Source organism: Pseudomonas sp. HTZ2 (assembly GCF_033173945.1).
Taxonomy (GTDB): Bacteria; Pseudomonadota; Gammaproteobacteria; order Pseudomonadales; family Pseudomonadaceae; genus Aquipseudomonas; species Aquipseudomonas guariconensis.
Map to the genome: position 1 here is coordinate 1,204,626 of NZ_CP137332.1, position 22,579 is coordinate 1,227,204.

Consider the following 22,579-nt stretch of genomic DNA (forward strand, 5'->3'; position numbering starts at 1 on the left):
ACAAAAGATTGCATAAAGGATGGCATTGGGGTGCTGGGCACCCCGGCTGTCATCAGAAGTAATAGGGAAACTTGAGGCTGAACGAGAAGTCCGGTGCATCGTCGGTCAGGCCGATGGCAAGGTTCGGGACAATGGTCAGGTTGTTGGTGGCCGCGAAGGTCATGCCGATGTTGAAGTTCGCGGCGTTGTAGTCGCTGTTTGAGATCGACTGCCAATCGCCGCCATCGGGCTTGATCTTGCTTTTACTGGAGAACTGATCGGTGAACGAGAACGACATGCTCATCTTTTCGTTCAGGGCAAACGCGATACCACCGCCGATCTGCCACGAATCACCGAGTTTCACATCGCCTTTGACCTTTGTGCCCACCTGCGGGCTGATGTCGCTGAACGAGTCCTGCATGTTGTAGGTGTATTGCAAGCTGGCGAACAGCACCGCCGGGTCGAAGGTCTTGACCAACGATATGCCAGGCGAGATCGACCAGACACCATTGCCGGTCGGCAGATCCTCGGGCACCGCCAGGTTGTCGTTGCCCGGGCTCTGGATCAGCTTGATGCCGTATGGGTCCTTGCCGGTCGGGGCCTTCACCCGCAGGGTTGCGACGGCGTCGGGCCAGGTTTCCGACTCGTCGAGGAACTTGTAGGCGATGCCGAAGTTGACGTCGCCGATGGTCGGGTCGCGGGTTACCGAATCGTCCGAGGTGACCCCGGCGGCGCCGCCAGCGCCACCGGAGGAGTAAGTGGACTCGCGATAGACAATGGGCACGTTTATGTCGAACTGCCAGCGTTGATCCAGGTTGTAGCGGCCGGTCAGGTCCAAGGTCCAGTTGTCCGCCTTGATGCGGTCGATGTTGATGTTGCCCAGGAAGATCGAGTCCAGCGCCAGGAACCCGTTGAGGGTCAGGGCCCGCGTGTCGTAGTGGGTATAGGTGATGCCCGTCTCGAAGCTGAACTTGCCTCCGCCGAAGAAGCCGCTGGCCTCGTCATACAGGTTGGAAACACTCTGCGCAGGCTCGGAGTTGTCCTGTAGCGATTGCCCGTAGGAGCTGCCGGTGGTGCCAGGCGCGCCGGAGGCGACGGTCTGGCTGCCCTTGACGCCCTCGGCGGGCGACTTGGTCAGGCGCCGCGGGGCCGGAGCCGGTGGTGCCTCTTCGACCTGACGCAGCCGTTGCTCCAGCACCATCAATGCGTTCTGTTGTGCTTCGTAGCGCTCCTTGAGCGCCATCAGCTCCTGTTTCAGTGCTTCGACCTGAGGATCGGTTGCTGCCTGCAGCAGGGTGGCCGGGGTCAGGGTACTCAAACAAACGATAGCTCTTAGCGTCAACAAACGGTGCATGGGTTAGCCGTCCCTTCTGACTGCATTCGATGAGACTGAGCGTAGATCAGTATCCAAGACCACGGAGGCCTTTAAGTTGGTCCAGATTGACGTTCATCGAGCCGGCCGCAGGGGCCTCTCGCAGCACGACATTGAACGAGGTCAGGTTGCTGACGCGGTTGCTTGAGCCGAGCAACGTGGTGTTCTGCATCAGGCCGCCCTGGCCAATGCGTTGGAAGGTGTTGCCCTGGTTGTTGTTGGCGACGATGTTCATCTGCACGCCGCTGCCGGAGGAGGAGACCTTCAGCGTTCCCGCGCCGTTGCTGCCGAGCAGCGTGGAGCCATTGGCAAGGGCCTGCCCCTGGGGTGTACCGCTGGGGGCCTTGTCGCCCCTGGTCACGTTGATGGCGACATTGTTGTGGGCGGTGTTGAAGTCACCGGCGGCCCGCACCACCTGGGTCACGCCTTCGGTGGTGTTGAGCCCGCTGCCACCGGTGACTGTGCCTGTGCCATTGCTCTTGGGCTGGGAGGTACCGGTGCCTTTTTCGTTGATCAGTGACACGTAGAACTGCGGCTTGATGGTCGATTGCTGGATCTGCATCGCGGAGGTCGCGCCGATCACCTCGCCGTTGGCGTTCTGCCAGGTGCTGGTCATGACGATGCCGAAGCTGACGATCCGCCCCGGCATCACGTACCGACCTCGCAGGTTGGCCAGTTCCTGGTCCTTGAGCTCGATAGGTTTGAACGTCTCGGCTTGGGTCGGCAGGGCAGCCGCCAGGCAAGCGGCGACCAGCCAGGTTGAAGTCTTCATGGGAGCTCCCGGAGCGTCATGCCCATTCTGATTTAGAAGAAGTCGCTTTGGATAAAGCCAAAGTCCATCAACTCCGCGTCCTGCACAGGGGTGAAATTGCTGACGCGATTCTTGGCGCTCAGCGGCAGCGGCGGGTCGAGCAGGATGTTGTTCTTGTCATACCCCTGGCCGATGACGGCGAAGATGATGCCGTTCCAGCCCTTAAGGAAATCTTCGACCGTGAAGCGTTTGTGGCCCAGTACCGGGTCGCCGATGTAGACCCAGCCCCTGTCGACCTTCTGCATGACCACGAAGTGCTTGTAGCCCCGGATGTCCATCAACACGACCACCGGAATGCGGATGCTGTTCAGGGTGTCGGGGGCCACTCGGTAGCCGCGGGCGCGCATGCCGAGGCTTTCCACGTAGCGCTTCATGTCGAGCATCGAGAAGCCCTGCACCCGGACCAGGTCCTGGTCGGCGTGGGCGAGCATGCCCTCGATGATCTGTTGTTCATCGACGTCCAGCCAGTAGGCCTGACGCAGGATGGTCGCCAGCGCCGCGGCGCCGCAACTGAAGTCGGTTTTCTGTTGCACCAGGTCGGCGAACTTGCGTTCGCGAATGCTTTGGATGGGTTTGTAGATCACTGCGCCGCCTGGCAGGACCGACAGCGGCATCTGGGCAGCCTCACCCACGCTGGTCACGCACAGCAACAACGCCAAGGCGAAAATACGCATGTCCCACGCCCCCTTTGCATTTCTGGTTAGGAAGAGGCCCCCCGTAGGGGGCCTCCAGGTCGCAGTTACATCGAGGTGTTGGAGATGGCCAGCGAGTTGCTTTGCTGGTTGCCCACACCGGCTGCCACGTTGACGCCCAGGTTGCCGCTGCCGCCATTGACCGAACCACTGAGGGTTGCGGTGTTGGTCACAGGGTTGGCCCAGCCGGTCGGGGTCAGCACTTGGAACGACACGGTGTTGCTCAGCGCGTACTCGCTAGACTCGCTGTAGCTCTTCGAGATGGTGTCCGAAGATTGCGAGGCTTTTTCGCCGGCTTTCTCGTAGGCCGAAGCGTTCGCTTTTTCCCACGCCGATTCGCGCGACTTGTCGTACGAAGAGTCGCGAGCTTTCTCGTAGGAAGAGTCGCGGGTGCGGTCATACGAGGAGCTGAACGACTTGTCGAACGACGAATCGAACGACTTGTCGAACGCCGACTCATGCGACTGGTCGTGCGAGGTGTCGACGTTCACGTCGAGGTTGGCGTTAAGCGAACCGTCGAAGCTTTCGCTACGAGTCCGTACGAATGGACCGAACGTGCTGGTGCTGGTGGCGTCAGCACTGGCCGAAGCATCCAGCGACGCGTTCAACGAAGCACTCGACGAGGAGCTGGAGCTCGAGTTGTGCGAACCACTGGCATTCCAGCTGTTGGAGCCGTTGGCTGCCATGTTGTTGGAGCCGCTGGCACTGCTGCTGTGGGAGCCACTGGCAGTCATGCTGCTCGAGCCACTGGCGCTGCTGCTGTGGGAGCCGCTGGCACTGCTGCTGTTGGACCCAGACTCGCTGAAGCTCGAGCTGGAGCTCTTGTCGATGGAGGAATCGAACGTGCCGCTACTGGAGGACGAACCGCTCTTGGAGGTGGTGTAGGTCAGCGTATCCACCCGATAGGTGCGGTCTGCCTTGTTGATGACAGTCAGGCCTGGGCCGTTCTGGTTGGCGGTAGCGGTGGCGGTGGAGTTACCCATTGGCGCACTGTTGTTGGCAATGGCCATGGTGTTTTTTTGCTGATTCAGATCGCCACCAGCGATGTTGATACCCACGTTGCCGCTGCTGCCGTCTGCCGAGCCGCTCATGACTGCGGAGCTTTGAGTGGACCAGTTCTTGACGGTGTTGTTGTTGCTGCGCTGATCGACGCTGGCGGTTGCCACGGACTCGCCGAAGACGAAGCTGTTGTCGAGCGCTGAGTTGTCGGACGCGGTGTTGGCGATGGCCGCCGCGTTATCTTGTTGGTTGCCGTTACCGGCCGCCACGTTGATCCCGACGTTGCCGCTCGCGCCGCCGGCGGAGCTGCTCATTTCGGCTTCGTTGATGGTGCCTTCATTGAGGATGAAGTTGTTGGTACTTCGTTGAGTGTCCTCAGCATTGGCAGTGGCGCTGGTGTAGATAGGTTTTGGTGGAGGATTGTGGTGGCCATTGTGGCCATGTCCACGCCGATCGTTCTGATCCGCTTGTGCAGCAACAGCCATGACCGCAGCAATTGCGAAAACCAGAGGCTTGAGTGCCATCGAGGGTTTCATGGTGTTTCTCCATCTTTTTTAGGTTAAGTGTTGTTCCACCTGTTTGGGTCAGTTAGCGACCCGGACGCTCAGGGTGTTTGCCGTCTGGTTTCCCACCCCGGCGCTCTGATTCAACTGAATGACCCCACGGCTACCGGTGAAGGCCTGGTCACCGGTGGTGACCTGGCGATAGCCGGGAGAGGCATCGGTTGGATCGGAGCTGTTGATCAACGCAACGTTCTGCTGCAGCAGGACGCTGTCGTCGATGGCTTGTGGATGCGCACTGATGCTGATCCGCAGTGCGTTGGCTTGTTGGGTACTGGCGCCTGCGCTCTGGTTCACGCCCAGTGCGCCGCTGCCATGGCTGAAGGCGCTACCCTGGATGCTGGCTCGGGCCCCCATATTGGGATCGACCACCGACTGCAGGCCCTGACGGATCTGCGTGGTTGCGCTGGCCTCGTGGCCATAGGCGAAGGCCCGTGCGTTGGCCTGCTGCTGCAGGTCGCCCGCTGCCTGGTTGAGGCTGAAGTTGCCCTGGTACTGCGCGCCGGAATTGTCGATGGTGGCGTCGTTGATCACAGGAGGTTGGGCCAAGGCCGATGCACTGCAAAACGCGGTAAGGATTAACAGCGTCTGCCTCATCTCATTTGCCTCCGGTCAGAATCTGCAGCGGTGCCAGGCCGCGTTGGACGCTTGAGTTGACCATGTTGGAAATGCCGTTGCCTGAGCCGGTGCCGCGGCCAGCGGCCATGTTGGGGAGTTGGTTCTGGTTGCCGATGGCGCCGCCCAGGTTGGTGGTCTGGTGGGTCACCATCGAAGAAATGCCCGTACCACTGGTGATGCTGGCGAAGTCACCGTCACTGAGTTCGTTGGTCTGCCTGAGAATGTGCGCAGACGGGTTGGCATTGGCGGTGGTGGGATTGGGGTCTGGGGCCACAGGAGCACGGATGGCCATGCGGGGCTGGACATCGCGGGTGATCACGATGATGCCGTTGTCGGCTTGGGCGGGCAGGCTGAGGCATGAGCCGAATACGCAACCGACCAGCAGGTGGTGAATCAGGCCTTTATCGAATGTCCTCACGACGGCAATTCCTTCTCTTGAGCGCTGGCCTGGGTCAGCGTTGCCCTGATGAGAGCAGAAGGTGTGCCGTTTTTGGATTTACCCGTTAAATCAAGGCGTTGGAGAATCTAGCTACGGATGTTTGGATTTTGTTGTATCAGCCGTGAGACGGATATCCATTCGCGCGTGGCCTGATCCTGCATCGGTGTTGCTTGACGAGGCTTTTTTCACAAGTGTTTCATGCGCCTTACACCACCCCCAAAACTGGTGAAAAGCCCATGAATTCGGGGACTGGCGCCCTTAAGTGTGTGTCAGGTCCTTAACACTCGGTTGGGCAGGTGGGGGATTTGCCTTCTAGCAGGCGTTGCACCGCGTTCAGGGCTGCCGCGCTTCTTTGCGGCCATTCTCCGCCGATGATCTGCACCGTTTGGCGATGCCGTGCCAGCCACGCCAGACTGTCGTCGAAGAACCGTTGGCGGTCATTGAGGTCGGGCTGGCTGCGCTGGCCATCGTCCACCCAGCCGACGCCTTGGGGGCTGAGCAGCAGGTGCAGGTCATAGTGACGTGCAAGCAAGGCCTGTTCCAGCCAGGGCGGGCAGTCATCGAACAGGGCATGGCTCCACAGCATGTTGCTGAGCAGATGGGTGTCGAGGATCAAGAGCTCTGGCGTCAGCTGACGGGCCTGGTCCTCCCAGACCAGTTGACCCTGGGCGATGGTCGGGATGTCGGCGTAGCAGGTGTCACGCTGTTCCTGGTCGATGAAATGGCGTACGTATTCGCTGACGACCACGCCACCGAAATGTGCCTGGATCTCCCCACTGAGCCAGCTCTTGCCGCTGGACTCCGGGCCGCACAGCACCACGACTTTCATGCCGCCACCAGCGCCGGGTCGCGCCGCCATTGCAGCCAGCCACGTACGGCGATCAGGGTGAACAATGCGTAGAGTGCGGCGGTCAGGTACAGGCCTTTGTAGAGGAACAGGCCAACGAAGATCACGTCCAGAACCATCCACAGTGCCCAGCACTGCAGGCGCTTTTGCGCCATCCACCACTGCGCCACCAGGCTGAACCCCGTCAGTGCGGCGTCCAGCCAGGGCTGGGCGGCGTCAGTCCAGTGTGCCATCGCCGCGCCGAGAGCAAGACTTGCCAGCAGACCGACCCCAAGCCCTGTAAGCATCGGCCCTGTGGCCAGGCTGGACACCTGACGGGCGTACTCGACACGCTCCGGGCGTGTCCATTGCCACCAGCCGTACAACTGCAGTACGGCATAGACCAGTTGCAGGAGCATGTCGGAGTACAGCTTCACCTCATAGAAGATCCAGCTGTAGAGCAGCACCATCACCAAGCCGATCGGCCAGCACCACGGGTTCTGCTTGACCGTGAGCCACACGGCGATGACGCCGAGCACGGCGGCGAAGAGTTCGAGGCCGGACATCGGCGATCCTTGGGAGTGGGGAAGGTCGCGATTGTAGCCTGTGGGGCGGGGAAGCTGTAGTGGCTGATGGCGGCCTGTTCGCGGGCAACCCCGCTCCTAAGGTAGGAGCGGGTTCACCCGTGAACAAATCGATAAGCTGTCAGACCTTGAACTGGCGCAGCAACTGTTCCAAGTCTTCGCTCAGGCGCGCCAGGGAGGCACCCGCATCGCTGGACTGGCGGGCCGCCTCGGCGGTCTGCTGAGACAGTCCGGCGGTGTCGAGGACATTGCGATTGATCTCTTCGACCACATGGGCCTGCTGCAAGGTGGCACTGGCGATCGACGCGTTGAGCGCGGTGAGGTTGTTCAATGCCTGGCTGATAGCATCCAGGCTGGTGCCGGCCTCGCGGGCTTGATGGACGGTCTGGCGCGAGGCTTCGCTGCTGGTGTCGATGGCCTTGACGGCTGCTTCCGACTGGCTTTGCAGGTGCTCGATCATGGTCTGGATCTCGGCGGTCGACTGGGCGGTGCGCTGAGCCAGCAACCGCACTTCATCGGCGACCACGGCAAAACCTCGGCCCTGTTCACCCGCCCGGGCCGCCTCGATCGCGGCATTGAGGGCCAGCAGGTTGGTCTGTTCGGCGATAGAGCGGATCACTTCCAGTACGCCACCGATCCGGGTGCTGTGCCCGGCCAGTTCGCGGATCACCTGCACCGCCTGGTCGATGGTGCTCGACAGCCGGTCGATCTGCTCCAGGCTACTGTGGATGGCCTGCTGGCCATGATCGACCTGCACTTGGGCCGCGTGCATCTCGTTGGCTGCCTGTTCGGCGGTCTTGGCGACGTCTTGAACCGCATAGGTGACTTCGTTGACGGCAGTGGCCACCTGGTCCATCTGCAGCGATTGCTGAACGCTGCGCGCCTGGGCTTGGCCCGCGTTGTCGCCGACGTGGCTGGCGGACTGGGCCAGGGCATGGGCCGCGCCTTGCAGTTGGCCGACCACACCCTGCAGCTTGCCGTTGAAGCGGTTGAAGTGCTCGCCCAAATGCGTGAGCTCGTCTCTACCATGGGTATCCAGGCGCCGGGTCAAGTCGCTTTCGCCGCTGGCGATGTTGCCCATGGCCTGCACGGCATCCTGCAACGGGCGAGCGATGCTGCGGGCGATCAACAGCACCAGCAGGGCCATCAGCACGGCGATACCCAGGCCGAGCAGGGAGGCATCGCGCACTTGGCGGGCGAATTCGGCCTGAACGTCGTCGATATAGACACCCGAGCCGATAATCCAGCCCCAGGGTTTGAACAGCTGGATGTAGGAAGTCTTGGCCACCGGTTCGCTGGCGCCGGGTTTGGGCCAGCGGTAGTTGACCGAGCCTGCGTCCTGGCTGCGGGCGAGGGCGACCATTTCGTTGAAAACGGCAAAGCCGTCAGGGTCGCGGATGGCGGACAGGTCCTGGCCGTCGAGCTTGGGGTTGGTCGGATGCATGATCATCTTCGGCCCCAGGTCGTTGATCCAGAAATAGTCATCTTTGTCGTAGCGCAGGCCACGTACCACCTGCAACGCCTGTTGTTGGGCTGCCTCACGGCTGAGTGTGCCGGCGGCCTCCAAGCCTTGGTAGTAGGCCAGCACTCCGGCAGCGGTCTGTACCACGTGCTGGGTTTTCTGGGCCTTGGCCTGATACAGGTCGCCGTGGAGCTGGCGCAGCATCAACAGGCCCAGGATCACCAGCATGGCCACCGCCACCAGCAGGATCAGCGACAGGCGACGGCTGATCGACATCGACCTCAAGGTCTTCATGAAAGGTACTCCCGCATTGTTCTTGTTATCAGGCGCATCCAAGCATGCTTTACGCATCGCGACACACTCGACCAAGGGCTAAGTGCCGGAAGAGGCATTTCGTGTCGCATGCCGTGCGAGCGATTGACAAGCACCTCTGATAGGATTTCGGCCGCGCAAGATGAAACCTTTAGGCATCGGCGTATTTCCACTGGCAATGCGGCCGGCAGTCGCTGTAAAACGGCCGGGCCTTTCGCGGCAATCACTAAGCAAATCAAGTACAAGGGGCCAGCCAGGAGCTGCGCTCCATCGGGGGAATGATGGATTTTTGGAGTGCCTTGCAGGCAATCATCTTAGGCGTGGTCGAGGGTTTGACAGAATTCCTGCCGATCTCCAGCACGGGGCACCAGATTATCGTCGCCGATCTGATCGACTTCGGCGGCGAGCGCGCCATGGCGTTCAACATCATCATCCAGCTTGGCGCGATCCTGGCCGTGGTCTGGGAGTTTCGGCGCAAGATCTTCGATGTGGTCCTCGGCTTGCAGAGCCAACCCCACGCGCGTCGTTTCACTGCCAACCTGCTGATCGCCTTCTTCCCGGCGGTGGTGCTGGGCGTGCTGTTCGCCGATCTGATCCATGAATACCTGTTCAACCCGGTCACCGTGGCTGCAGCCCTGGTGGTTGGCGGGGTGATCATGCTCTGGGCGGAGCGACGCGACCACCGCATCGAGGTCGACCATGTCGATGACATGCGCTGGAGTCACGCGTTGAAGATCGGCCTTGTCCAGTGCCTGGCGATGATTCCGGGGACGTCGCGCTCAGGCTCGACCATCATCGGCGGCCTGCTGTTCGGCCTGTCGCGCAAAGCCGCGACCGAGTTCTCGTTTTTCCTGGCCATGCCGACCATGGTCGGCGCCGCAGTCTATTCGGGCTACAAGTACCGTGACCTGTTCCAGCCTGGCGATCTACCGGTGTTCGCCATCGGTTTCGTGGTCTCGTTCATCTTCGCCATGATCGCCGTAAGGGGTCTGCTGAAGTTCATCGCTAACCACAGCTATGCGGCATTTGCCTGGTATCGCATCGTTTTCGGCTTGCTGATCCTGGCGACCTGGCAATTTGGCTGGGTCAACTGGGCCACGGCGCACGGCTGAGATGGCCCGTTCGCACACTGTACCTCGGCGTGGCGGCAGCCGCGCCCAGGAGGGCGTACGCAACGTGCACCTGAAGTTGCTGGCCCTGGCCGGGCTGTGCCTGCTGCCGGCAGTGGGTGCCGCGCAAATGGCCTTCAGCGGTCAGTCCTGGGCGCCATTGGTGGTGTATCCGCTGGCGAGTCTGGTCAGCCTGTTGCTCTACTGGCAGGACAAACAGCAAGCCCGCACCCAGGCCTGGCGGACGCCCGAGAAGGTCCTGCACGCCAGCGAGCTGTGCGGTGGTTGGCCCGGCGCGCTGGTGGCGCAGCAGTTGTTTCGACACAAGACGCGCAAGGTGTCCTACCAGGCGACGTTTTGGGTCATCGTGATGTTGCACCAGGCGTTCTGGGCCGACCATTTGCTGCTGGGCGGCCGCTGGCTGGGTGGTGCGCTCGGCGTCCTGACCGGTCATTGATGTCGAGGCGGCAATGACTGCCCCGACGTGTCTTTTCATCCTTGCAACAGCCCAACCTGCAGCCGTTTGGGCAGCCGCTTCACTACCAACTGGTGTGAGCGTTGCAGCAGGTCGCACAATTCCGCGCGCCCCATGGGGTAGGGTGGGGCCATGCTGATCCAGCGCGCCCTTGCAAGATAAGGCGCCGGACGGATGCCGGGGCGGTCGCAATAGCCCAGGAACAGCTCATCGGCCACTTTGAAAGACAACCCCGCGCCCGCGAGGTCGAGTACCGCGAACATCTTGTTGCCCGCGACCGAAAACACCCGTACGCCGCCCCATTTATAGTCCTCCCGGGCACCGGGCAGGTTCAGGCAGAACGCTGCCACCTGTTCTGGCGTCATCCGCCGCTCAGACATACCGCTCTCCACAGGCTTCGAACGAAGCCGCCAGATGATCGATCCATACTCGCACCGCCGGGAGCAGGCCCCGGCGATGAGGGTAGACCGCCTGCAGCCAACCGCCAGGCAGCGACCAATCCGGCAACAGGCGTACCAGTTCGCCGCGTTCGAGTTCCTCTTCGCAGAACATGCTCGGCAGGGCGGTAAACCCCAGGCCTGCACGCACGGCCGCCTTGCGCACCAAGAAATCGTCCACCGCCAGGCGCGGTTCCAGGGCGAGCTCCTGTTGCTGTCCGCCAGGGCCGATCAGGCGCAGATGCACCAACCGATCTGCCTCCGCCGCACCAAGCACAGGCAAACCGGCCAGTTCCGACGGCTCGCGCAAGTGGTCGGCAAAGCCCGGCGCGGCCACCAGGTGAGTTTGCGCCGGGCGCAGGCGGCGAGTGACCAAGGCCGGGTCCTCATCACCTAGGTCACGCACGCGCAGGGCCACGTCGACCCCTTCGGAAATCAGATCGACCCGCCGATTGAGCAGGACCAAATCCAATTGCACCAACGGATACTGCTCAAGAAACCGGCTGACCACATCCGGCAGGAACGCATGGGCCAGCGCCACCGGGCACGACACCCGCAGACGCCCGCGCGGTTCGCTGCTCATGCTCGCCACCGCTTCGTCCGCGGCCTCAGCCTCCAGCAGCATGGCCTGGCAATGCTGCAGGTAGCGCTCGCCCACGGCGGTGAGCTTCAGTTGTCGGGTGGTGCGCTGCAGAAGGCGCGTGCCCAAGCGTTCTTCCAGCTCGGCGATGCGCCGCGACAGACGCGACTTGGGAATGCCCAACTGGCGGCCCGCCGCGGCGAAACCGCCTGCTTCGACCACGCGGGCGAAATAGAAGAGGTCATTGAGGTCTTGCATGGTTAACGTCTCATTGTTCCATCTGTAGGACAAACTAACGCATTTTTGCCCGCTTATCAGTCATTCGATGGTTCTATAGGATTCTCTCCATCGCGATCGCCCCTTGATGCGGTCTTCACTCACAGGAGAGTCCCATGAAACTGTTGCATATCGATTCGAGCATCCTGGGCGACAATTCCGCCTCCCGCCAACTGAGCCGTGAAGTCGTCCAAGCCTGGAAAGCTGCAGATCCGAGCATCGAGGTGGTGTACCGCGACCTGGCCGCCGATGCGATCAGCCACTTCTCCGCCGCGACCCTGGTTGCTGCCGGCACCCCGGATGAAATGCGCGACGCCGCTCAAGCCCACGAAGCCAAGCTCAGCGCCGAGACCCTGGAAGAGTTCCTGGCTGCCGATGCAGTGGTGATCGGCGCGCCGATGTACAACTTCTCCGTGCCGACTCAGCTCAAGGCCTGGATCGACCGCGTCGCCGTCGCCGGCAAGACTTTCCGCTACACCGAAGCCGGCCCTGAAGGTCTGTGCGGCGACAAGAAAGTGATTCTGGTGTCCACCGCCGGTGGTCTGCACCACGGCCAGCCGACTGGCGTCGGGCATGAGGACTTCCTCAAGGTGTTCCTTGGCTTCATCGGGATCACCGACCTCGAGATCGTCCGCGCCCACGGCCTGGCCTACGGCCCGGAACACCGCAGCAAGGCCATCGACGCCGCTCAGGCCCAGATCGCCAACGAGCTGTTCGCAGCTGCCTGATCGGTGCCTGAAAAAAACCGGCTGACGCCCTGGGCGCCAGCCGGTTTTTTTTCATTCAGGTTTCATCTGCCTGCCGTTTGGCTGGCTTTATGCTGGCGCTGTCCTTCGGCCTTGTGCGGAGCTCCCCGCCCATGAAGCGAACCTATGCCCTGTTGGCCTTGGTGTTGCTCGGCAGCTTGATGGCCCGCGCCGAGGCAGCACCTTGGGTCAGTGGCCTGCACCGGATGCAACTGGCCGATCCGCTGGATGCTCGACCCATGCAGGCGCTGGCGTTCTACCCGGCCAATGGCCCGACACGCGCCTTGCGCCTGGAAGGCTACCCACTGACCGTGGCAGAGGAGGCTCCAGTCGCCATGGGGCAGTTCCCTTTGCTGGTGTTGTCCCACGGCAATACCGGCAGCCCCCTGGCACTGCACGACCTGGCCACCGCCCTGGCGCGCCGGGGTTTTATCGTCGTGGCCGTGATCCATCCCGGCGACAACAACCGTGACCACAGCCGCCTGGGTACCCTGAGCAACCTCTACGGACGCCCCTTGCAACTGAGCGCGGCGATCAGCGCAGCCCGTGGCGACGCCCTGCTTGGCCCTTACCTGAACGAGGGCAAGGTTGGGGTGATCGGTTACTCGGCAGGAGGGGAAACCGCGTTGATCCTTTCTGGAGCACAACCGGACCTGGACCGTCTGCACCGGTATTGCCTGGAGCGCCCCAGCGATGCCGATGCCTGCAAGACCCATGGGGTTCTGATCGCCGACCGCGCCGAGCTCACGCCACAGGCCGACGCCCGTGTGGGGGCCGTGATGTTGATGGCGCCCCTGAGCCTGATGTTCGGCCGTCATGCCTTGGCCGGAGTGAGGGTCCCCGCATTGATCTACAGCGGCGACCGCGACCAGTTGCTGGCCTTGGACCGCAACGCCGAAGCCTTGGCGCGCAAACTGCCGGTAACGCCTGACTATCGCCTGCTGGCCGGTGCCGGCCATTTCGTGTTCATGGCGCCCTGCGACGAGGAGCAACATGCCCGTATGCCTGCGCTGTGCAAGGACGCTGATGGCGTCGACCGTCGCCATATTCACCATTCGTTGCAGCGTGAGGCCGCGCTGTTTTTCAGCCAAGCCCTAGGAGCGCCGCAGCCGGCCGAGCGCTCAGCCGCGATGGGCGCGACGGGCGAGCAGTAGCACAAGACCCACCCCTGACAGTGCCAGCAAGGCGGCCACGCAGAAGATCGACGCATAGCCCTGGTGCGCAGCCACCGTACCCATCACTGGCCCAGCGATGGCCAAGGCCAAGTCGAAGAACACCGCATAGGCACCCAGGCCCGCGCCACGACTGCTGCTCGGTACCTGCTGGATCGCCTCAACCCCGAGCGCCGGGTACACCAGAGACAACCCGAACCCCGTCAGGCCCGCGCCGACCAGGGCCCAGGCAGGCGAGGGCGCCAGCCAGAGCAGGGTCAGCCCCAGCACTTCGGTGGCCATGCATGCGATCGCCACGTTGTAGCCGCCAAAGCGGTTGACCGCATTGACGAACAACAGCCGGGACACGATGAAGCACAGACCGAAGGCGCTCAGGCACCAGGCCGCGCCGATCCAGCCGCGCTCCAGGTAAAAGAGGGTGATGAAGGTGGTGAGGGTGCCGTAGCCGATCGAGGCCAGGGTCAGCCCCAGGCCAAAAGGCGCTACCCGCCCGAAGGCGGACCAGAACGGCAGACGTTCACCCCGCACCTCCACGGCATCCGGGCGTGTGCGCAACGCCATTAGGGCAAGCAGTGCCAGCACCAGCAATGCAGGGCCTAGTACGCTGAAATCGATCCCGTCCACCAGCAGCACGCCGGCCGGCGCGCCAATGGCGATGGCGCCGTAGGAGGCGATGCCGTTCCAGGAAATCACCTTTGCGGTGTGCTCGCTACCGACTTGACCGATACCCCAGCTCAAGGTGGCGACCCCGATTAACCCTTGGGCGATGCCCAGCAGCACTCGGCCGGCGAGTAGCAGGAGCAGGCTCAGCCAAGGCAGGGCAAGGGTCCAGGCCGAAAACAAGGTCAGCACGCCGCAGCCGGCGATGCCGTAAAGCCCATAGCGAATCGCTCGCTTGCCACCCAGTCCATCGGCCACCCGTCCGGCGAATGGCCGGCTCAGGAGCGTGGACAGGTACTGAAGGCCAATGGTCAGGCCGGCGATCACTGCGCCAAAGCCTAACTGATCATGGACATAGCTGGGCAGCACCGCGATCGGCAGACCGATGCACAGAAAGGCGATGAAGGTATAGAAGACGATCGAGAGGATCTGCAGGGTGACGCTGGAGGCAGGTTGTTGCGCGGTCATGGGCACGTTCGCGGGCAGGCGGTGGGGCGTCGCCCATCATGGCGTCTGCGCGGGATAAAAGAAAGCAGGCTAACGAGTTGTTCGTTAGCCGCAGGTACCGTGCCGTCCTTTAGAACGGCGCGGTACCTGAAGGAGCTGCTTTAGCCGCGAATCGGATCAAGCGCTCAGGCCGAGGCTGTCAGACCACAACACCCTGGCTACGCAGGTAGTCGTCGTAAGTGCCGCTGAAGTCCACCACGCCATCCGGGGTCAGCTCGATGATGCGTGTGGCCAGCGACGACACGAACTCGCGGTCATGGCTGACGAACACCAGCGTTCCCGGGTAGTTCTCCAGCGCCAGGTTCAGCGCCTCGATCGACTCCATGTCCAAGTGGTTGGTCGGTTCGTCCATCACCAGCACGTTGGGCTTTTGCAGGATCAACTTGCCGAACAGCATGCGGCCTTGCTCACCACCGGAGATCACCTTCACCGACTTGAGGATCTCGTCGTTGGAGAACAGCATGCGGCCCAGGGTACCGCGGATCAGCTGCTCGCCTTGAGTCCACTGGCCCATCCAGTCGAACAGGCTCAGGTCGTCCTCGAAGTCGTGGGCGTGGTCCTGGGCGTAATAGCCCACCTCGGCGCTGTCGGTCCATTTCACGGAGCCGGTATCCGGTGCCATCTCGCCGACCAAGGTACGCAGCAGGGTGGTCTTGCCGATACCGTTGGGGCCGATGATCGCTACGCGCTCGCCAGCCTCGACCACGAAACTGAAGTCCTTGAACAGGGTCTTGCCCTCGAAGCCCTTGGATACCTTCTCCACGGTCACCGCCTGGCGGTGCAGCTTCTTGGTCTGTTCGAAGCGGATGAACGGGCTGACCCGGCTCGACGGCTTGACCTCGGCCAGCTGGATCTTGTCGATCTGCTTGGCACGGGAGGTCGCTTGCTTGGCCTTGGAGGCGTTGGCCGAGAAGCGGCTGACGAAGGTCTGCAGTTCGGCGATCTGCGCTTTCTTCTTGGCGTTGTCGGCCAGCAACTGCTCGCGCGCCTGGGTGGCGGCGGTCATGTACTCGTCGTAGTTGCCTGGGAACAGGCGCAGCTCACCGTAGTCCAGGTCAGCCATGTGGGTGCAGACGCTGTTGAGGAAGTGGCGGTCGTGGGAAATGATGACCATGGTGCTGTTACGCGCGGTCAGAATGTTTTCCAGCCAGCGGATGGTGTTGATGTCCAGGTGGTTGGTCGGTTCGTCCAGCAACAGCACGTCCGGATCCGAGAACAGCGCCTGGGCCAACAGCACGCGCAGCTTCCAGCCGGGTGCCACTTCACTCATCGGCCCGAAGTGCTGCTCCAACGGAATGCCCAGGCCCAGCAGCAGTTCGCCGGCGCGCGACTCGGCGGTGTAGCCGTCCATCTCGGCGAATTCGGTTTCCAGTTCAGCGACGGCCATGCCGTCTTCTTCGGTCATTTCTGGCAGGGAATAGATGCGGTCACGCTCGGCCTTGACCTTCCAGAGCTGCTCATGGCCCATGATCACGGTGTCGATCACGCTGAAGGCCTCGTAGGCGAACTGGTCCTGGCGCAGTTTACCCAGGCGGGTGTTCTGCTCGAGCATCACCTGGCCAGCGGACGGCTCCAGGTCACCGCCAAGGATCTTCATGAAGGTCGATTTGCCGCAGCCGTTGGCGCCGATCAGGCCGTAGCGGTTGCCGTTGTTGAATTTGACCGAGACGTTTTCGAAGAGCGGCTTGGCGCCGAATTGCATGGTGATATTAGCGGTGGAGATCAAGGAGCTTACCTATCAATAACTTACGTGGCTTCTTCGCAGCTGCGGACGCGTTTCGGACCAATCGAGAGCTTTTCGAGCTCCTGCCAGGCGTTGGCCGAATTAATCCAGCGTGCATGTCGATGAGCGCATCTGCACGCTTTGCCCGAGCTGTTGGGCGATGAATGTGGGGTTCAGACCAGACATTGCGCCTATTGTCGCATAGGTGTGACGGCAGTTATACGGGGCCGTCCCCTTTACTGCGTCTGAACGACAGCCTGTCTACCAAACATCCGCCTCCACGCGGTCCTCGCCGCCGCTGCTCTCCCCGTGATCGCGCGATGTGGCCAAGCCGCGGATGAACAGCCCATGAATCCACGCCAGTCAGGCGCACATACTCCGCTCAGCAAGCACTTCATGACACGCTTGGCGGGCGGGTGAGTGACGATCATTGGCAATTGCTTTAATTGATGCAGATATTAGACGCCGAGGTCCGCGCCATAGATCGCAATACATTTTCAGGTTTTATTCATGGTTTCGCTAAACTGCTTAACTGTTTCCACGACTTGACGTGCACCGCTTTGGATTCTCTCAATTATTTCTCCCGCTTCACCGACCAAACCTACGCCGACATCAACCTTGTGCTGACTGGTTTGCATACCTTTCACGGCTTCTTGCGATAACTCATGATTGCGCTTTACTACGTCCCTGATTTCTACGGTGGCCTGGGCGGTGCGCACTGCTAGATGACGAACCTCGTCCGCTACGACAGCAAACCCTCTACCTTGCTCTCCGGCTCTCGCTGCTTCGATGGCTGCATTTAATGCCAGAAGATTTGTTTGATCAGCGATTTCACGTATGGTCTGGATAATGCCAGTAATCATGTCGGACTGCTTGCTCACCGCTGCTATATTGTCTGCTGCTTTCGTGATTTCATCAGCGATACCGCGTACCACGGCAACGGTTTCATTGATGACCAATGCACCATGCTGCGCACTGTGGTCGGTTTTTAAAGATATTTCGTAGGCAAGTTTGGCTGCGTCGGATTCGATGGTTTGTTGTTCAACCTGTGCGGTAATGTCGCGAGCAAATTTCACGATCTTGTAAAGTTTGTTGCTGGCATCAAATACAGGGTTGTAAGTGGCGCTCAGCCATACCGTATTGCCGGATCGGTTGACGCGTTGGAAGCGACCCGAGAAAAACTCGCCTTTGTTCAGGTTTCTCCAGAATTCTTTGTACTCGGGCGACGCGACCTCTTGCTGAGGGCAAAACAGTCGATGATGCTGGCCTAGAACCTCATGCAGGCTATAGCCTAGTGTGCGTAGAAAGTTCTCATTGGCGTCCAATACATATCCTTCCGGGGTGAACGAAACCATTGCCATCGATCGGCTTATGGCTTCGATTGTGCTTCGCTGTTCCTGTTCGTTTTTCACTTGATCTGTGACGAGGGTGGCACATTTTAAAATGCTTATAATGCGTCCGTTGCTGTCTCTGATTGGGTTGTAGCTTGCCTCCAGCCATACCGCTTCCCCTAGCTTGTTTTTTCTGACGACGCGGTCGCGGATCGACGCTCCTTCGGCAAGCCTTCTCCAGAAGTCTCTGTATTCAGAGCTTGTGGTGTGACGTTCTAGACAGAATATACTGTGATGTTTTCCGATGACCTCTTCGAGGTGATAGCCCAGCGCGTCTAAAAAATTTTGATTGGCGGTGGTTACGAGTCCCGCTGGCGTAAATTCAATGATTGCAGTGGATCGGTTCACTGCTGACATTCTCGCGTCTTGTGCGTAGAGCGTTGACAAGGCTTCTTCGAGTTCGCGTTTTAAACGTTTGTTGAACATGGCGCACCGTTATGTGGATGGCTAAATCAGGCCGTTGGGTGGTCGAACGTAAAGCGGTGTTCTCAAATGCGCTCAATCGTAGAGTTGCGCTTATGGCGTTTCTTTTCATTACGAATAAGGAGTGGCAGTTCAATTAGCCTGATGTCAGTTCGAGTGCTGCATTGAAGCCTATAGTGCCGTCCATATTCGACCTAAGGCCATGCTATCGGAGGGAGCGTTTCGAGCTCCGGCTTCGCAAACAGGTAGCCTTGAAATAGGTGTATTCCGGCTTCCTGTAGAGTTTGCAGTTCTTCAATGTGCTCGATCCCTTCGGCTATCACCTGTATGTTTAGGTCCTTGCACAGCGTTACTATGCTCCTGGTTATCGCTTGCTTGGCTCGGTTTCTGTGAATGTTTCTAATCAATTCCATGTCGATTTTGATGATGTCTGGTTGGAAGTCGGCGAGTAGGTTCAAGCCCGAATATCCAGCGCCGAAATCATCAATTGCAGTTTTGAAGCCTTGTTTTTTGTAAGATTCCATGATTTTTTTAATGTGGGCTTTATCGGTTATGTTTTCGTTCTCTGTGACTTCAAATATTATTTTTTCGATGGGAAAGTTGTACTTTTCCGCGGCTATCAGTGTTGTGCGTATGCAGGCCTCTGCCTGATAAACTGCATTGGGCAGAAAATTTATGCTCAAGTGTTCGGATATGCGTGTTTTGGCCGCGAGCTCGACAGCTTTAACCCGACACGCCTGATCAAATTTGTATCTGTTTGAGTCATTTATCTGCTGCATGACGGCGTTTGCACCCGCCCCATTCTCGCCCCGCACCAATGATTCATAAGCAAAAACGCTGTTGGTACTCGTATCGACAATGGGTTGGAACGCCATCGTGAAGTCGAAACCGATGGGTGATTTATCCCGGCAGCTGCGGCAACCATGGGGCCTTTGAGGTTCGATAGATATGAGTTGTATAGACATCTTTGGAGCCTCACAGGTAGGGGAACGGGGTGGTAGGGCTCCATGCCGGCATCTTGGAGAGCTCAAAAGCGCTTCTCAGTGTCGGCAGTATTGCGCCAATACCTATACAAAAGGAAGTCAAGTGTATAGATATTTTCACATTTTATGGTGGTGAATGTGACAAATCAGGCAGTGAAAATGCCGGTCATGGCTTTTTTTGTTGTACTTCAGTCGGTTGTTGTACAAATCGGCCCGACTGATGCCTGGTGACCTAAGGCGCTTCGCATAACCGCTGGCGAGTTCGCAGCAAAGCGCCATCGTTCATCAGACAAGGCGATTCCTCTCTCAAGCATCAATGCCTTGGTCTTGCCAGCCACGTGGGTTTTCTTCCACCAGCTTGGTCGAGTTCTCGCGTTATGGGCGGTAATGGGGCGTCCGATCCATTGCCATGAGCATCCTCCTTCAATCCACTGGGCGGCATGTGGACATGCAGTTGGTGGCGCCGCTGCTGCGCCAGTTTGTTCAGAGGTCTCATGATGGGCCTCCCTCTATAGGCGTTTTATTGGTGAGCCAGAGGGCTTGATCACCAGTAAACGCCTAATTGCATGACGTTTGCCCCGAGGCTGACCAGTGGACGTGGCCCTGATGGGCGGAGCCGGTCACGCCGTCGACCGTTGCGCTTTCCTGGCGATCTCTGATTTCGAAACCGTGCTGCTTGGCAACAGCATTCTTCAATCACCTCAGCGCGACCATGCACCGCTTTTGCTGAGCTCATGCGGCAGGGCGCTCTGACAACCTGCCCGCCCATCCAGCATGGATGGAAAGCCAGTAGCGACCTCCGCCGGGCCGTAGTACGGTCCGCCTTCAACAAACCACCCGGTTCGTTGCGTTCACGCCCATGGACCGGGGCGCTCATGACCTGGAGGGTCGAATGGAAGTCGCTCGAAAGATCAATCAAACAGAATTGGATGCTGCCCTGGTAGCGTTTGCCCGATACAAGATTGGAGAAATAAAGATCTTCGATCTAGAGCAGGCTATGAGCTTCGAAGCGGGGCAAGCGCTTTCCAAGAGCGGGCTGGTCCGGTTCTCCATTACCAAGATGGTGTCCGGTCGTTATCGCATCAGCGATGAAGGGGAGCATGCGATTACAGAGGCTGGCCGGGAGCGGCTGCAGGCGATCCGAGGGTAACGCGGTCGTCGGGCGGTCGCCGGGCAACCCAATACGGTGTACCGCCAGATGCGACACGTTGGCCCCGCGACAATATTAGGTGCCTACACAGTCATCTGTGAGACCGAACGTGGTTGAAGCCACTCGTCTAACGCGGGGCACTCTATGCGCACCGATCATTCTCAGTTTTAGGCACAGGCTTCCTGTGCCACCAACGGGAGAATGATCATGGCAATCGAAAGCAACGATCCAGACGTGACACGTCCACCTGTTCCCAACAGCGTTCCCGACTCGGGAGAAGGCCATGGATCGGGTTTGGAGAAGGCCAAATCTGAGCCCAAGCAAGGGGTGGGCGAAGCATGGTCGGATAACCGGCCTGAAGATTGGAATCCTCCCCCTGGCGACCCTGGGGCTGGCCAAGGTGTTGGGGCTTCGCAGGATGACGACACGGCGAAAGTCGACGAAAAGCAGGGCGGCCCCGCGCCGCGTAGCAGCGATTCAGTACCGCTGGCGGCGGATGACGATGCTCCGGTAGAGCAGGAGATGAAGGATGTGGACGCTAACAATGCGGTGTCCAGTGAGCATCCGAAGCCAGCCTAAGCGGTTCCTGATTTTTCGAGCGAGTGTCCGGCGGACCTGGAATGCGAATTGCTCCTTCTCGAACACATCTTGCCGTGGGGGCTGCGCGATGCTTCGGGAGGAGATCTATTTCACTGTCGTGGTGGTCTCGATCGTACTGGCCATCGACCTGATGGCTCTGTACGTCTATTTCAAGCGCAGACCGTAGGGGCTGTTCGTTCAATGAACCTGGGTATCCCATTACCCAGGTCCGGGGAAAGATCCAAACCATCGGCCGTCAAAAGGTGGAGCGGTCATCACACAGGCCTGGCAGCAACTTACCGCGTCACTCTACCTTTGGTGAAAATCGCCCGACGTTCGAGTCGATCAATCACCTGATGCTTGGCAACTTCATAGGTCTGGTCAAATGCCTTGCGGTCCACGTGTGGAAAGTACTTCGCAAGGCAGTGCGCTACGAGGTCGTCAAAAGCCGATTCTGTGATGTAGCGGTAGATATGGCGCAGATACAGGAAGCCAAACTGAAAGCCCAGGGTTTCACTGAAGTATGCAGTCGGTGTGAAGAAGCCGTTTTCCAGATCGATCGCCTGGGCAGGTCCAGAGCCGTGCAAGGGCAGCATGACGTTAGCCGCCCATAGGTCCATGTGGGAGATGCCGTGGTTGTGTAGTTCATGCAACAGCTCGGCGGTGGCCTCGATGACGGTGCGAACGGCTTGTGGGTTGGCTCGGATGAGCGCCATGCCATCGATATGGTCGGCCAGGGATCGGCTGATGATGAAAAAGTCCTTCATCAGGCCGAGCTTGCAACGACTGTAGCCGTAGCCAACCAGAGGCGGAACCCGGGCGCCGCGACGGGTTGCCTCGCGGGTGTTGATCAGCTCTTCCATGGGCCAGTCGTACATGCCATTGCGCTTGGCCGTGAAACGTTGCATGCGCCACTTTTTCTTGAACGAATCAAGCGGCTCGCGCTTGAAGAACAACGCGCTATCGGTGCACTCGAGCGGGGCGCTCATCCGTTTGGCGCCAGAGGGTTGCTCAATCAGGCGTATCAGCGCTTGTCGAGTGGGTGACGGGACGGGTGAGCGAAAATACAGCGTCGTGCGCTGATGTTTCACGCTGTGGCAGAACTCGTTGAAACAAAACTGAGCATTGCGTAACACGCTTCTTCCTTGATGGTGTCAATAGGCTATCAATTTTCGATTTTCACATTTCTTTCACATTTTTCCTATCCCTGGAACACTTTGGTTTTACCTGTCTAGCCACAACCCAGCCAGGCCATGGATAATCCGGCCGTTCAACGACAAGGTATTGTATCCGTGGAAACGAAAAGCTTGATGGCCGAAGTGTTCTTCAGCCTGCCCACGCATATCTGGGTTCTGCCAGTGGCGGCTGTTATCGCCTATTTCGGATTGAAAATGGCCGAGGCTTCCAGCAAGCGAACGAATGCGCTTCGGCTCGCCACCTATGCAGCCCTGGTGCTGCTGGCAGTGGTCCCCAACGGCATTCATGCCGTCGCTGCTCCTCCTTTGCAAACCACTGGCGGAGCATTGCTACCTAACTATGCAGGGCTGTTCTATCTCGATGCCTTTTTCGTGTTCGCCGGCTGGGCCATCAGTGGCGTGATTCGCACCCGGACGTGAGCCGTGACAAGTGCGATACTGGCTTTTTGACGGGAGGCTCACAACACGGCGCGAACCTTTTCGAGCCGTTGGAGGTCCAGACCCAGGAAGCCGTCAAA

At 59.8% G+C, this 22,579-nt stretch carries 23 protein-coding genes and 3 pseudogenes; 7 read left to right on the forward strand and 19 right to left on the reverse strand.

What is annotated here, in order from left to right:
* Positions 1 to 52 precede the first annotated feature (52 nt).
* The 10 genes and pseudogenes from R6G97_RS05690 to R6G97_RS24905 all read right to left on the reverse strand — a co-directional run.
* Positions 53 to 1,333: a transporter gene (locus R6G97_RS05690; protein ID WP_043211844.1), complete on the reverse strand. Its 1,281-nt coding sequence runs from the start codon at positions 1,331 to 1,333 to the stop codon at positions 53 to 55.
* A gap of 46 nt (positions 1,334 to 1,379) precedes the next feature.
* A complete protein-coding gene (locus tag R6G97_RS05695) occupies positions 1,380 to 2,123 on the reverse strand; it encodes a hypothetical protein (protein WP_043211846.1) in 744 nt (247 codons plus the stop codon).
* Positions 2,124 to 2,155: 32 nt separating this feature from the next.
* A complete protein-coding gene (locus R6G97_RS05700; RefSeq protein ID WP_043211848.1) occupies positions 2,156 to 2,836 on the reverse strand; it encodes a C39 family peptidase in 681 nt (226 codons plus the stop codon).
* Positions 2,837 to 2,901: 65 nt separating this feature from the next.
* Positions 2,902 to 4,389, reverse strand: coding sequence for a heme utilization protein (locus tag R6G97_RS05705; RefSeq protein WP_090342979.1), 1,488 nt, complete (start codon positions 4,387 to 4,389; stop codon positions 2,902 to 2,904).
* Between the two features lie 48 nt (positions 4,390 to 4,437).
* Positions 4,438 to 5,010: a hypothetical protein gene (locus R6G97_RS05710; RefSeq protein WP_043211853.1), complete on the reverse strand. Its 573-nt coding sequence runs from the start codon at positions 5,008 to 5,010 to the stop codon at positions 4,438 to 4,440.
* A 1-nt stretch (position 5,011) separates the two neighbouring features.
* Complete coding sequence (locus tag R6G97_RS05715; RefSeq protein WP_317847880.1) at positions 5,012 to 5,449, reverse strand: hypothetical protein; 438 nt, start codon at positions 5,447 to 5,449, stop codon at positions 5,012 to 5,014.
* 298 nt (positions 5,450 to 5,747) lie between these two features.
* Positions 5,748 to 6,299, reverse strand: a complete 552-nt coding sequence (locus R6G97_RS05720) for an AAA family ATPase (protein WP_317847881.1) — start codon at positions 6,297 to 6,299, stop codon at positions 5,748 to 5,750.
* Positions 6,296 to 6,862 carry a nicotinamide riboside transporter PnuC gene (gene pnuC, locus R6G97_RS05725; RefSeq protein ID WP_043211861.1) on the reverse strand — a complete coding sequence of 189 codons (567 nt, stop codon included), beginning with the start codon at positions 6,860 to 6,862 and terminating at the stop codon, positions 6,296 to 6,298. Before pnuC ends, R6G97_RS05720 begins: the two co-directional genes overlap by 4 nt.
* 139 nt (positions 6,863 to 7,001) lie before the next feature.
* The gene (locus tag R6G97_RS24900) at positions 7,002 to 7,736 is read right to left on the reverse strand and encodes a methyl-accepting chemotaxis protein (protein ID WP_377734200.1); all 735 of its coding nucleotides are present in this window, start codon (positions 7,734 to 7,736) and stop codon (positions 7,002 to 7,004) included.
* Positions 7,737 to 7,874: 138 nt separating this feature from the next.
* Positions 7,875 to 8,693, reverse strand: a pseudogene (locus R6G97_RS24905) (cache domain-containing protein); the annotation flags it as partial.
* Positions 8,694 to 8,935: 242 nt separating this feature from the next.
* Between R6G97_RS24905 and R6G97_RS05735 the strand changes: the two are divergent.
* Both R6G97_RS05735 and R6G97_RS05740 read left to right on the forward strand, forming a co-directional pair.
* A complete protein-coding gene (locus R6G97_RS05735) occupies positions 8,936 to 9,766 on the forward strand; it encodes an undecaprenyl-diphosphate phosphatase (protein WP_102082092.1) in 831 nt (276 codons plus the stop codon).
* 1 nt (position 9,767) lies between these two features.
* Positions 9,768 to 10,220, forward strand: a complete 453-nt coding sequence (locus tag R6G97_RS05740; RefSeq protein WP_090342971.1) for a DUF1294 domain-containing protein — start codon at positions 9,768 to 9,770, stop codon at positions 10,218 to 10,220.
* A gap of 35 nt (positions 10,221 to 10,255) precedes the next feature.
* Here R6G97_RS05740 and R6G97_RS05745 read toward each other — a convergent pair whose 3' ends face one another.
* Both R6G97_RS05745 and R6G97_RS05750 read right to left on the reverse strand, forming a co-directional pair.
* On the reverse strand, positions 10,256 to 10,618 hold the full coding sequence (locus R6G97_RS05745) for an MmcQ/YjbR family DNA-binding protein (RefSeq protein ID WP_090342968.1): 363 nt from the start codon (positions 10,616 to 10,618) through the stop codon (positions 10,256 to 10,258).
* Positions 10,611 to 11,513, reverse strand: coding sequence for a LysR substrate-binding domain-containing protein (locus R6G97_RS05750; RefSeq protein ID WP_043211867.1), 903 nt, complete (start codon positions 11,511 to 11,513; stop codon positions 10,611 to 10,613). Before R6G97_RS05750 ends, R6G97_RS05745 begins: the two co-directional genes overlap by 8 nt.
* Positions 11,514 to 11,647: 134 nt before the next feature.
* Here R6G97_RS05750 and R6G97_RS05755 point away from each other — a divergent pair, with 134 nt between their 5' ends.
* Together R6G97_RS05755 and R6G97_RS05760 are read left to right on the forward strand one after the other, a co-directional pair.
* Entirely contained in the window at positions 11,648 to 12,259 is a 612-nt protein-coding gene (locus R6G97_RS05755; RefSeq protein ID WP_043211869.1) for an FMN-dependent NADH-azoreductase, read from the forward strand.
* 131 nt (positions 12,260 to 12,390) lie between these two features.
* Complete coding sequence (locus tag R6G97_RS05760; protein WP_317847882.1) at positions 12,391 to 13,431, forward strand: alpha/beta hydrolase family protein; 1,041 nt, start codon at positions 12,391 to 12,393, stop codon at positions 13,429 to 13,431.
* Here the strand turns inward: R6G97_RS05760 and R6G97_RS05765 are convergent.
* The 6 genes and pseudogenes from R6G97_RS05765 to R6G97_RS05785 all read right to left on the reverse strand — a co-directional run bounded on the left by R6G97_RS05765 (position 13,399) and on the right by R6G97_RS05785 (position 19,118).
* Complete coding sequence (locus R6G97_RS05765; protein WP_317847883.1) at positions 13,399 to 14,577, reverse strand: MFS transporter; 1,179 nt, start codon at positions 14,575 to 14,577, stop codon at positions 13,399 to 13,401. The two genes, R6G97_RS05760 and R6G97_RS05765, sit on opposite strands and share 33 nt — an antisense overlap.
* Before the next feature lie 178 nt (positions 14,578 to 14,755).
* The gene (locus R6G97_RS05770) at positions 14,756 to 16,342 is read right to left on the reverse strand and encodes an ABC-F family ATPase (RefSeq protein WP_043211874.1); all 1,587 of its coding nucleotides are present in this window, start codon (positions 16,340 to 16,342) and stop codon (positions 14,756 to 14,758) included.
* 20 nt (positions 16,343 to 16,362) lie between these two features.
* Positions 16,363 to 16,567: pseudogene (locus tag R6G97_RS05775) on the reverse strand (site-specific integrase); the annotation flags it as partial.
* A 269-nt stretch (positions 16,568 to 16,836) separates the two neighbouring features.
* Positions 16,837 to 17,274: a methyl-accepting chemotaxis protein gene (locus tag R6G97_RS24910; RefSeq protein ID WP_377734202.1), complete on the reverse strand. Its 438-nt coding sequence runs from the start codon at positions 17,272 to 17,274 to the stop codon at positions 16,837 to 16,839.
* 111 nt (positions 17,275 to 17,385) lie between these two features.
* A pseudogene (locus tag R6G97_RS24915) lies at positions 17,386 to 18,156 on the reverse strand (PAS domain-containing protein); the annotation flags it as partial.
* A gap of 191 nt (positions 18,157 to 18,347) precedes the next feature.
* Positions 18,348 to 19,118, reverse strand: a complete 771-nt coding sequence (locus tag R6G97_RS05785; protein WP_182815182.1) for an EAL domain-containing protein — start codon at positions 19,116 to 19,118, stop codon at positions 18,348 to 18,350.
* Between the two features lie 910 nt (positions 19,119 to 20,028).
* Here R6G97_RS05785 and R6G97_RS05790 point away from each other — a divergent pair.
* Entirely contained in the window at positions 20,029 to 20,286 is a 258-nt protein-coding gene (locus R6G97_RS05790) for a hypothetical protein (protein WP_043211878.1), read from the forward strand.
* 207 nt (positions 20,287 to 20,493) lie between these two features.
* Positions 20,494 to 20,865 carry a hypothetical protein gene (locus R6G97_RS05795; RefSeq protein ID WP_043211882.1) on the forward strand — a complete coding sequence of 124 codons (372 nt, stop codon included), beginning with the start codon at positions 20,494 to 20,496 and terminating at the stop codon, positions 20,863 to 20,865.
* A 296-nt stretch (positions 20,866 to 21,161) separates the two neighbouring features.
* On the opposite strand, the gene R6G97_RS05800 is transcribed toward R6G97_RS05795, so the two are convergent.
* On the reverse strand, positions 21,162 to 22,001 hold the full coding sequence (locus R6G97_RS05800; protein WP_090342955.1) for a lipopolysaccharide kinase InaA family protein: 840 nt from the start codon (positions 21,999 to 22,001) through the stop codon (positions 21,162 to 21,164).
* Between the two features lie 183 nt (positions 22,002 to 22,184).
* Between R6G97_RS05800 and R6G97_RS05805 the strand changes: the two genes are divergently transcribed.
* The gene (locus R6G97_RS05805; protein WP_090343064.1) at positions 22,185 to 22,481 is read left to right on the forward strand and encodes a hypothetical protein; all 297 of its coding nucleotides are present in this window, start codon (positions 22,185 to 22,187) and stop codon (positions 22,479 to 22,481) included.
* Positions 22,482 to 22,579 lie beyond the last annotated feature (98 nt).

Coding starts and splice junctions, on each gene's coding strand:
- R6G97_RS05690 (WP_043211844.1), bottom strand. CDS start 1,333: ATGCACCGTTTGTTGACGCTAAGAGCTATCGTTTGTTTGAGTACCCTG.
- R6G97_RS05695 (WP_043211846.1), bottom strand. CDS start 2,123: ATGAAGACTTCAACCTGGCTGGTCGCCGCTTGCCTGGCGGCTGCCCTG.
- R6G97_RS05700 (WP_043211848.1), bottom strand. CDS start 2,836: ATGCGTATTTTCGCCTTGGCGTTGTTGCTGTGCGTGACCAGCGTGGGT.
- R6G97_RS05705 (WP_090342979.1), bottom strand. CDS start 4,389: ATGAAACCCTCGATGGCACTCAAGCCTCTGGTTTTCGCAATTGCTGCG.
- R6G97_RS05710 (WP_043211853.1), bottom strand. CDS start 5,010: ATGAGGCAGACGCTGTTAATCCTTACCGCGTTTTGCAGTGCATCGGCC.
- R6G97_RS05720 (WP_317847881.1), bottom strand. CDS start 6,299: ATGAAAGTCGTGGTGCTGTGCGGCCCGGAGTCCAGCGGCAAGAGCTGG.
- pnuC (WP_043211861.1), bottom strand. CDS start 6,862: ATGTCCGGCCTCGAACTCTTCGCCGCCGTGCTCGGCGTCATCGCCGTG.
- R6G97_RS24900 (WP_377734200.1), bottom strand. CDS start 7,736: ATGGACCAGGTGGCCACTGCCGTCAACGAAGTCACCTATGCGGTTCAA.
- R6G97_RS05735 (WP_102082092.1), top strand. CDS start 8,936: ATGGATTTTTGGAGTGCCTTGCAGGCAATCATCTTAGGCGTGGTCGAG.
- R6G97_RS05740 (WP_090342971.1), top strand. CDS start 9,768: ATGGCCCGTTCGCACACTGTACCTCGGCGTGGCGGCAGCCGCGCCCAG.
- R6G97_RS05745 (WP_090342968.1), bottom strand. CDS start 10,618: ATGTCTGAGCGGCGGATGACGCCAGAACAGGTGGCAGCGTTCTGCCTG.
- R6G97_RS05750 (WP_043211867.1), bottom strand. CDS start 11,513: ATGCAAGACCTCAATGACCTCTTCTATTTCGCCCGCGTGGTCGAAGCA.
- R6G97_RS05755 (WP_043211869.1), top strand. CDS start 11,648: ATGAAACTGTTGCATATCGATTCGAGCATCCTGGGCGACAATTCCGCC.
- R6G97_RS05760 (WP_317847882.1), top strand. CDS start 12,391: ATGAAGCGAACCTATGCCCTGTTGGCCTTGGTGTTGCTCGGCAGCTTG.
- R6G97_RS05765 (WP_317847883.1), bottom strand. CDS start 14,577: ATGACCGCGCAACAACCTGCCTCCAGCGTCACCCTGCAGATCCTCTCG.
- R6G97_RS05785 (WP_182815182.1), bottom strand. CDS start 19,118: ATGTCTATACAACTCATATCTATCGAACCTCAAAGGCCCCATGGTTGC.
- R6G97_RS05790 (WP_043211878.1), top strand. CDS start 20,029: ATGGAAGTCGCTCGAAAGATCAATCAAACAGAATTGGATGCTGCCCTG.
- R6G97_RS05795 (WP_043211882.1), top strand. CDS start 20,494: ATGGCAATCGAAAGCAACGATCCAGACGTGACACGTCCACCTGTTCCC.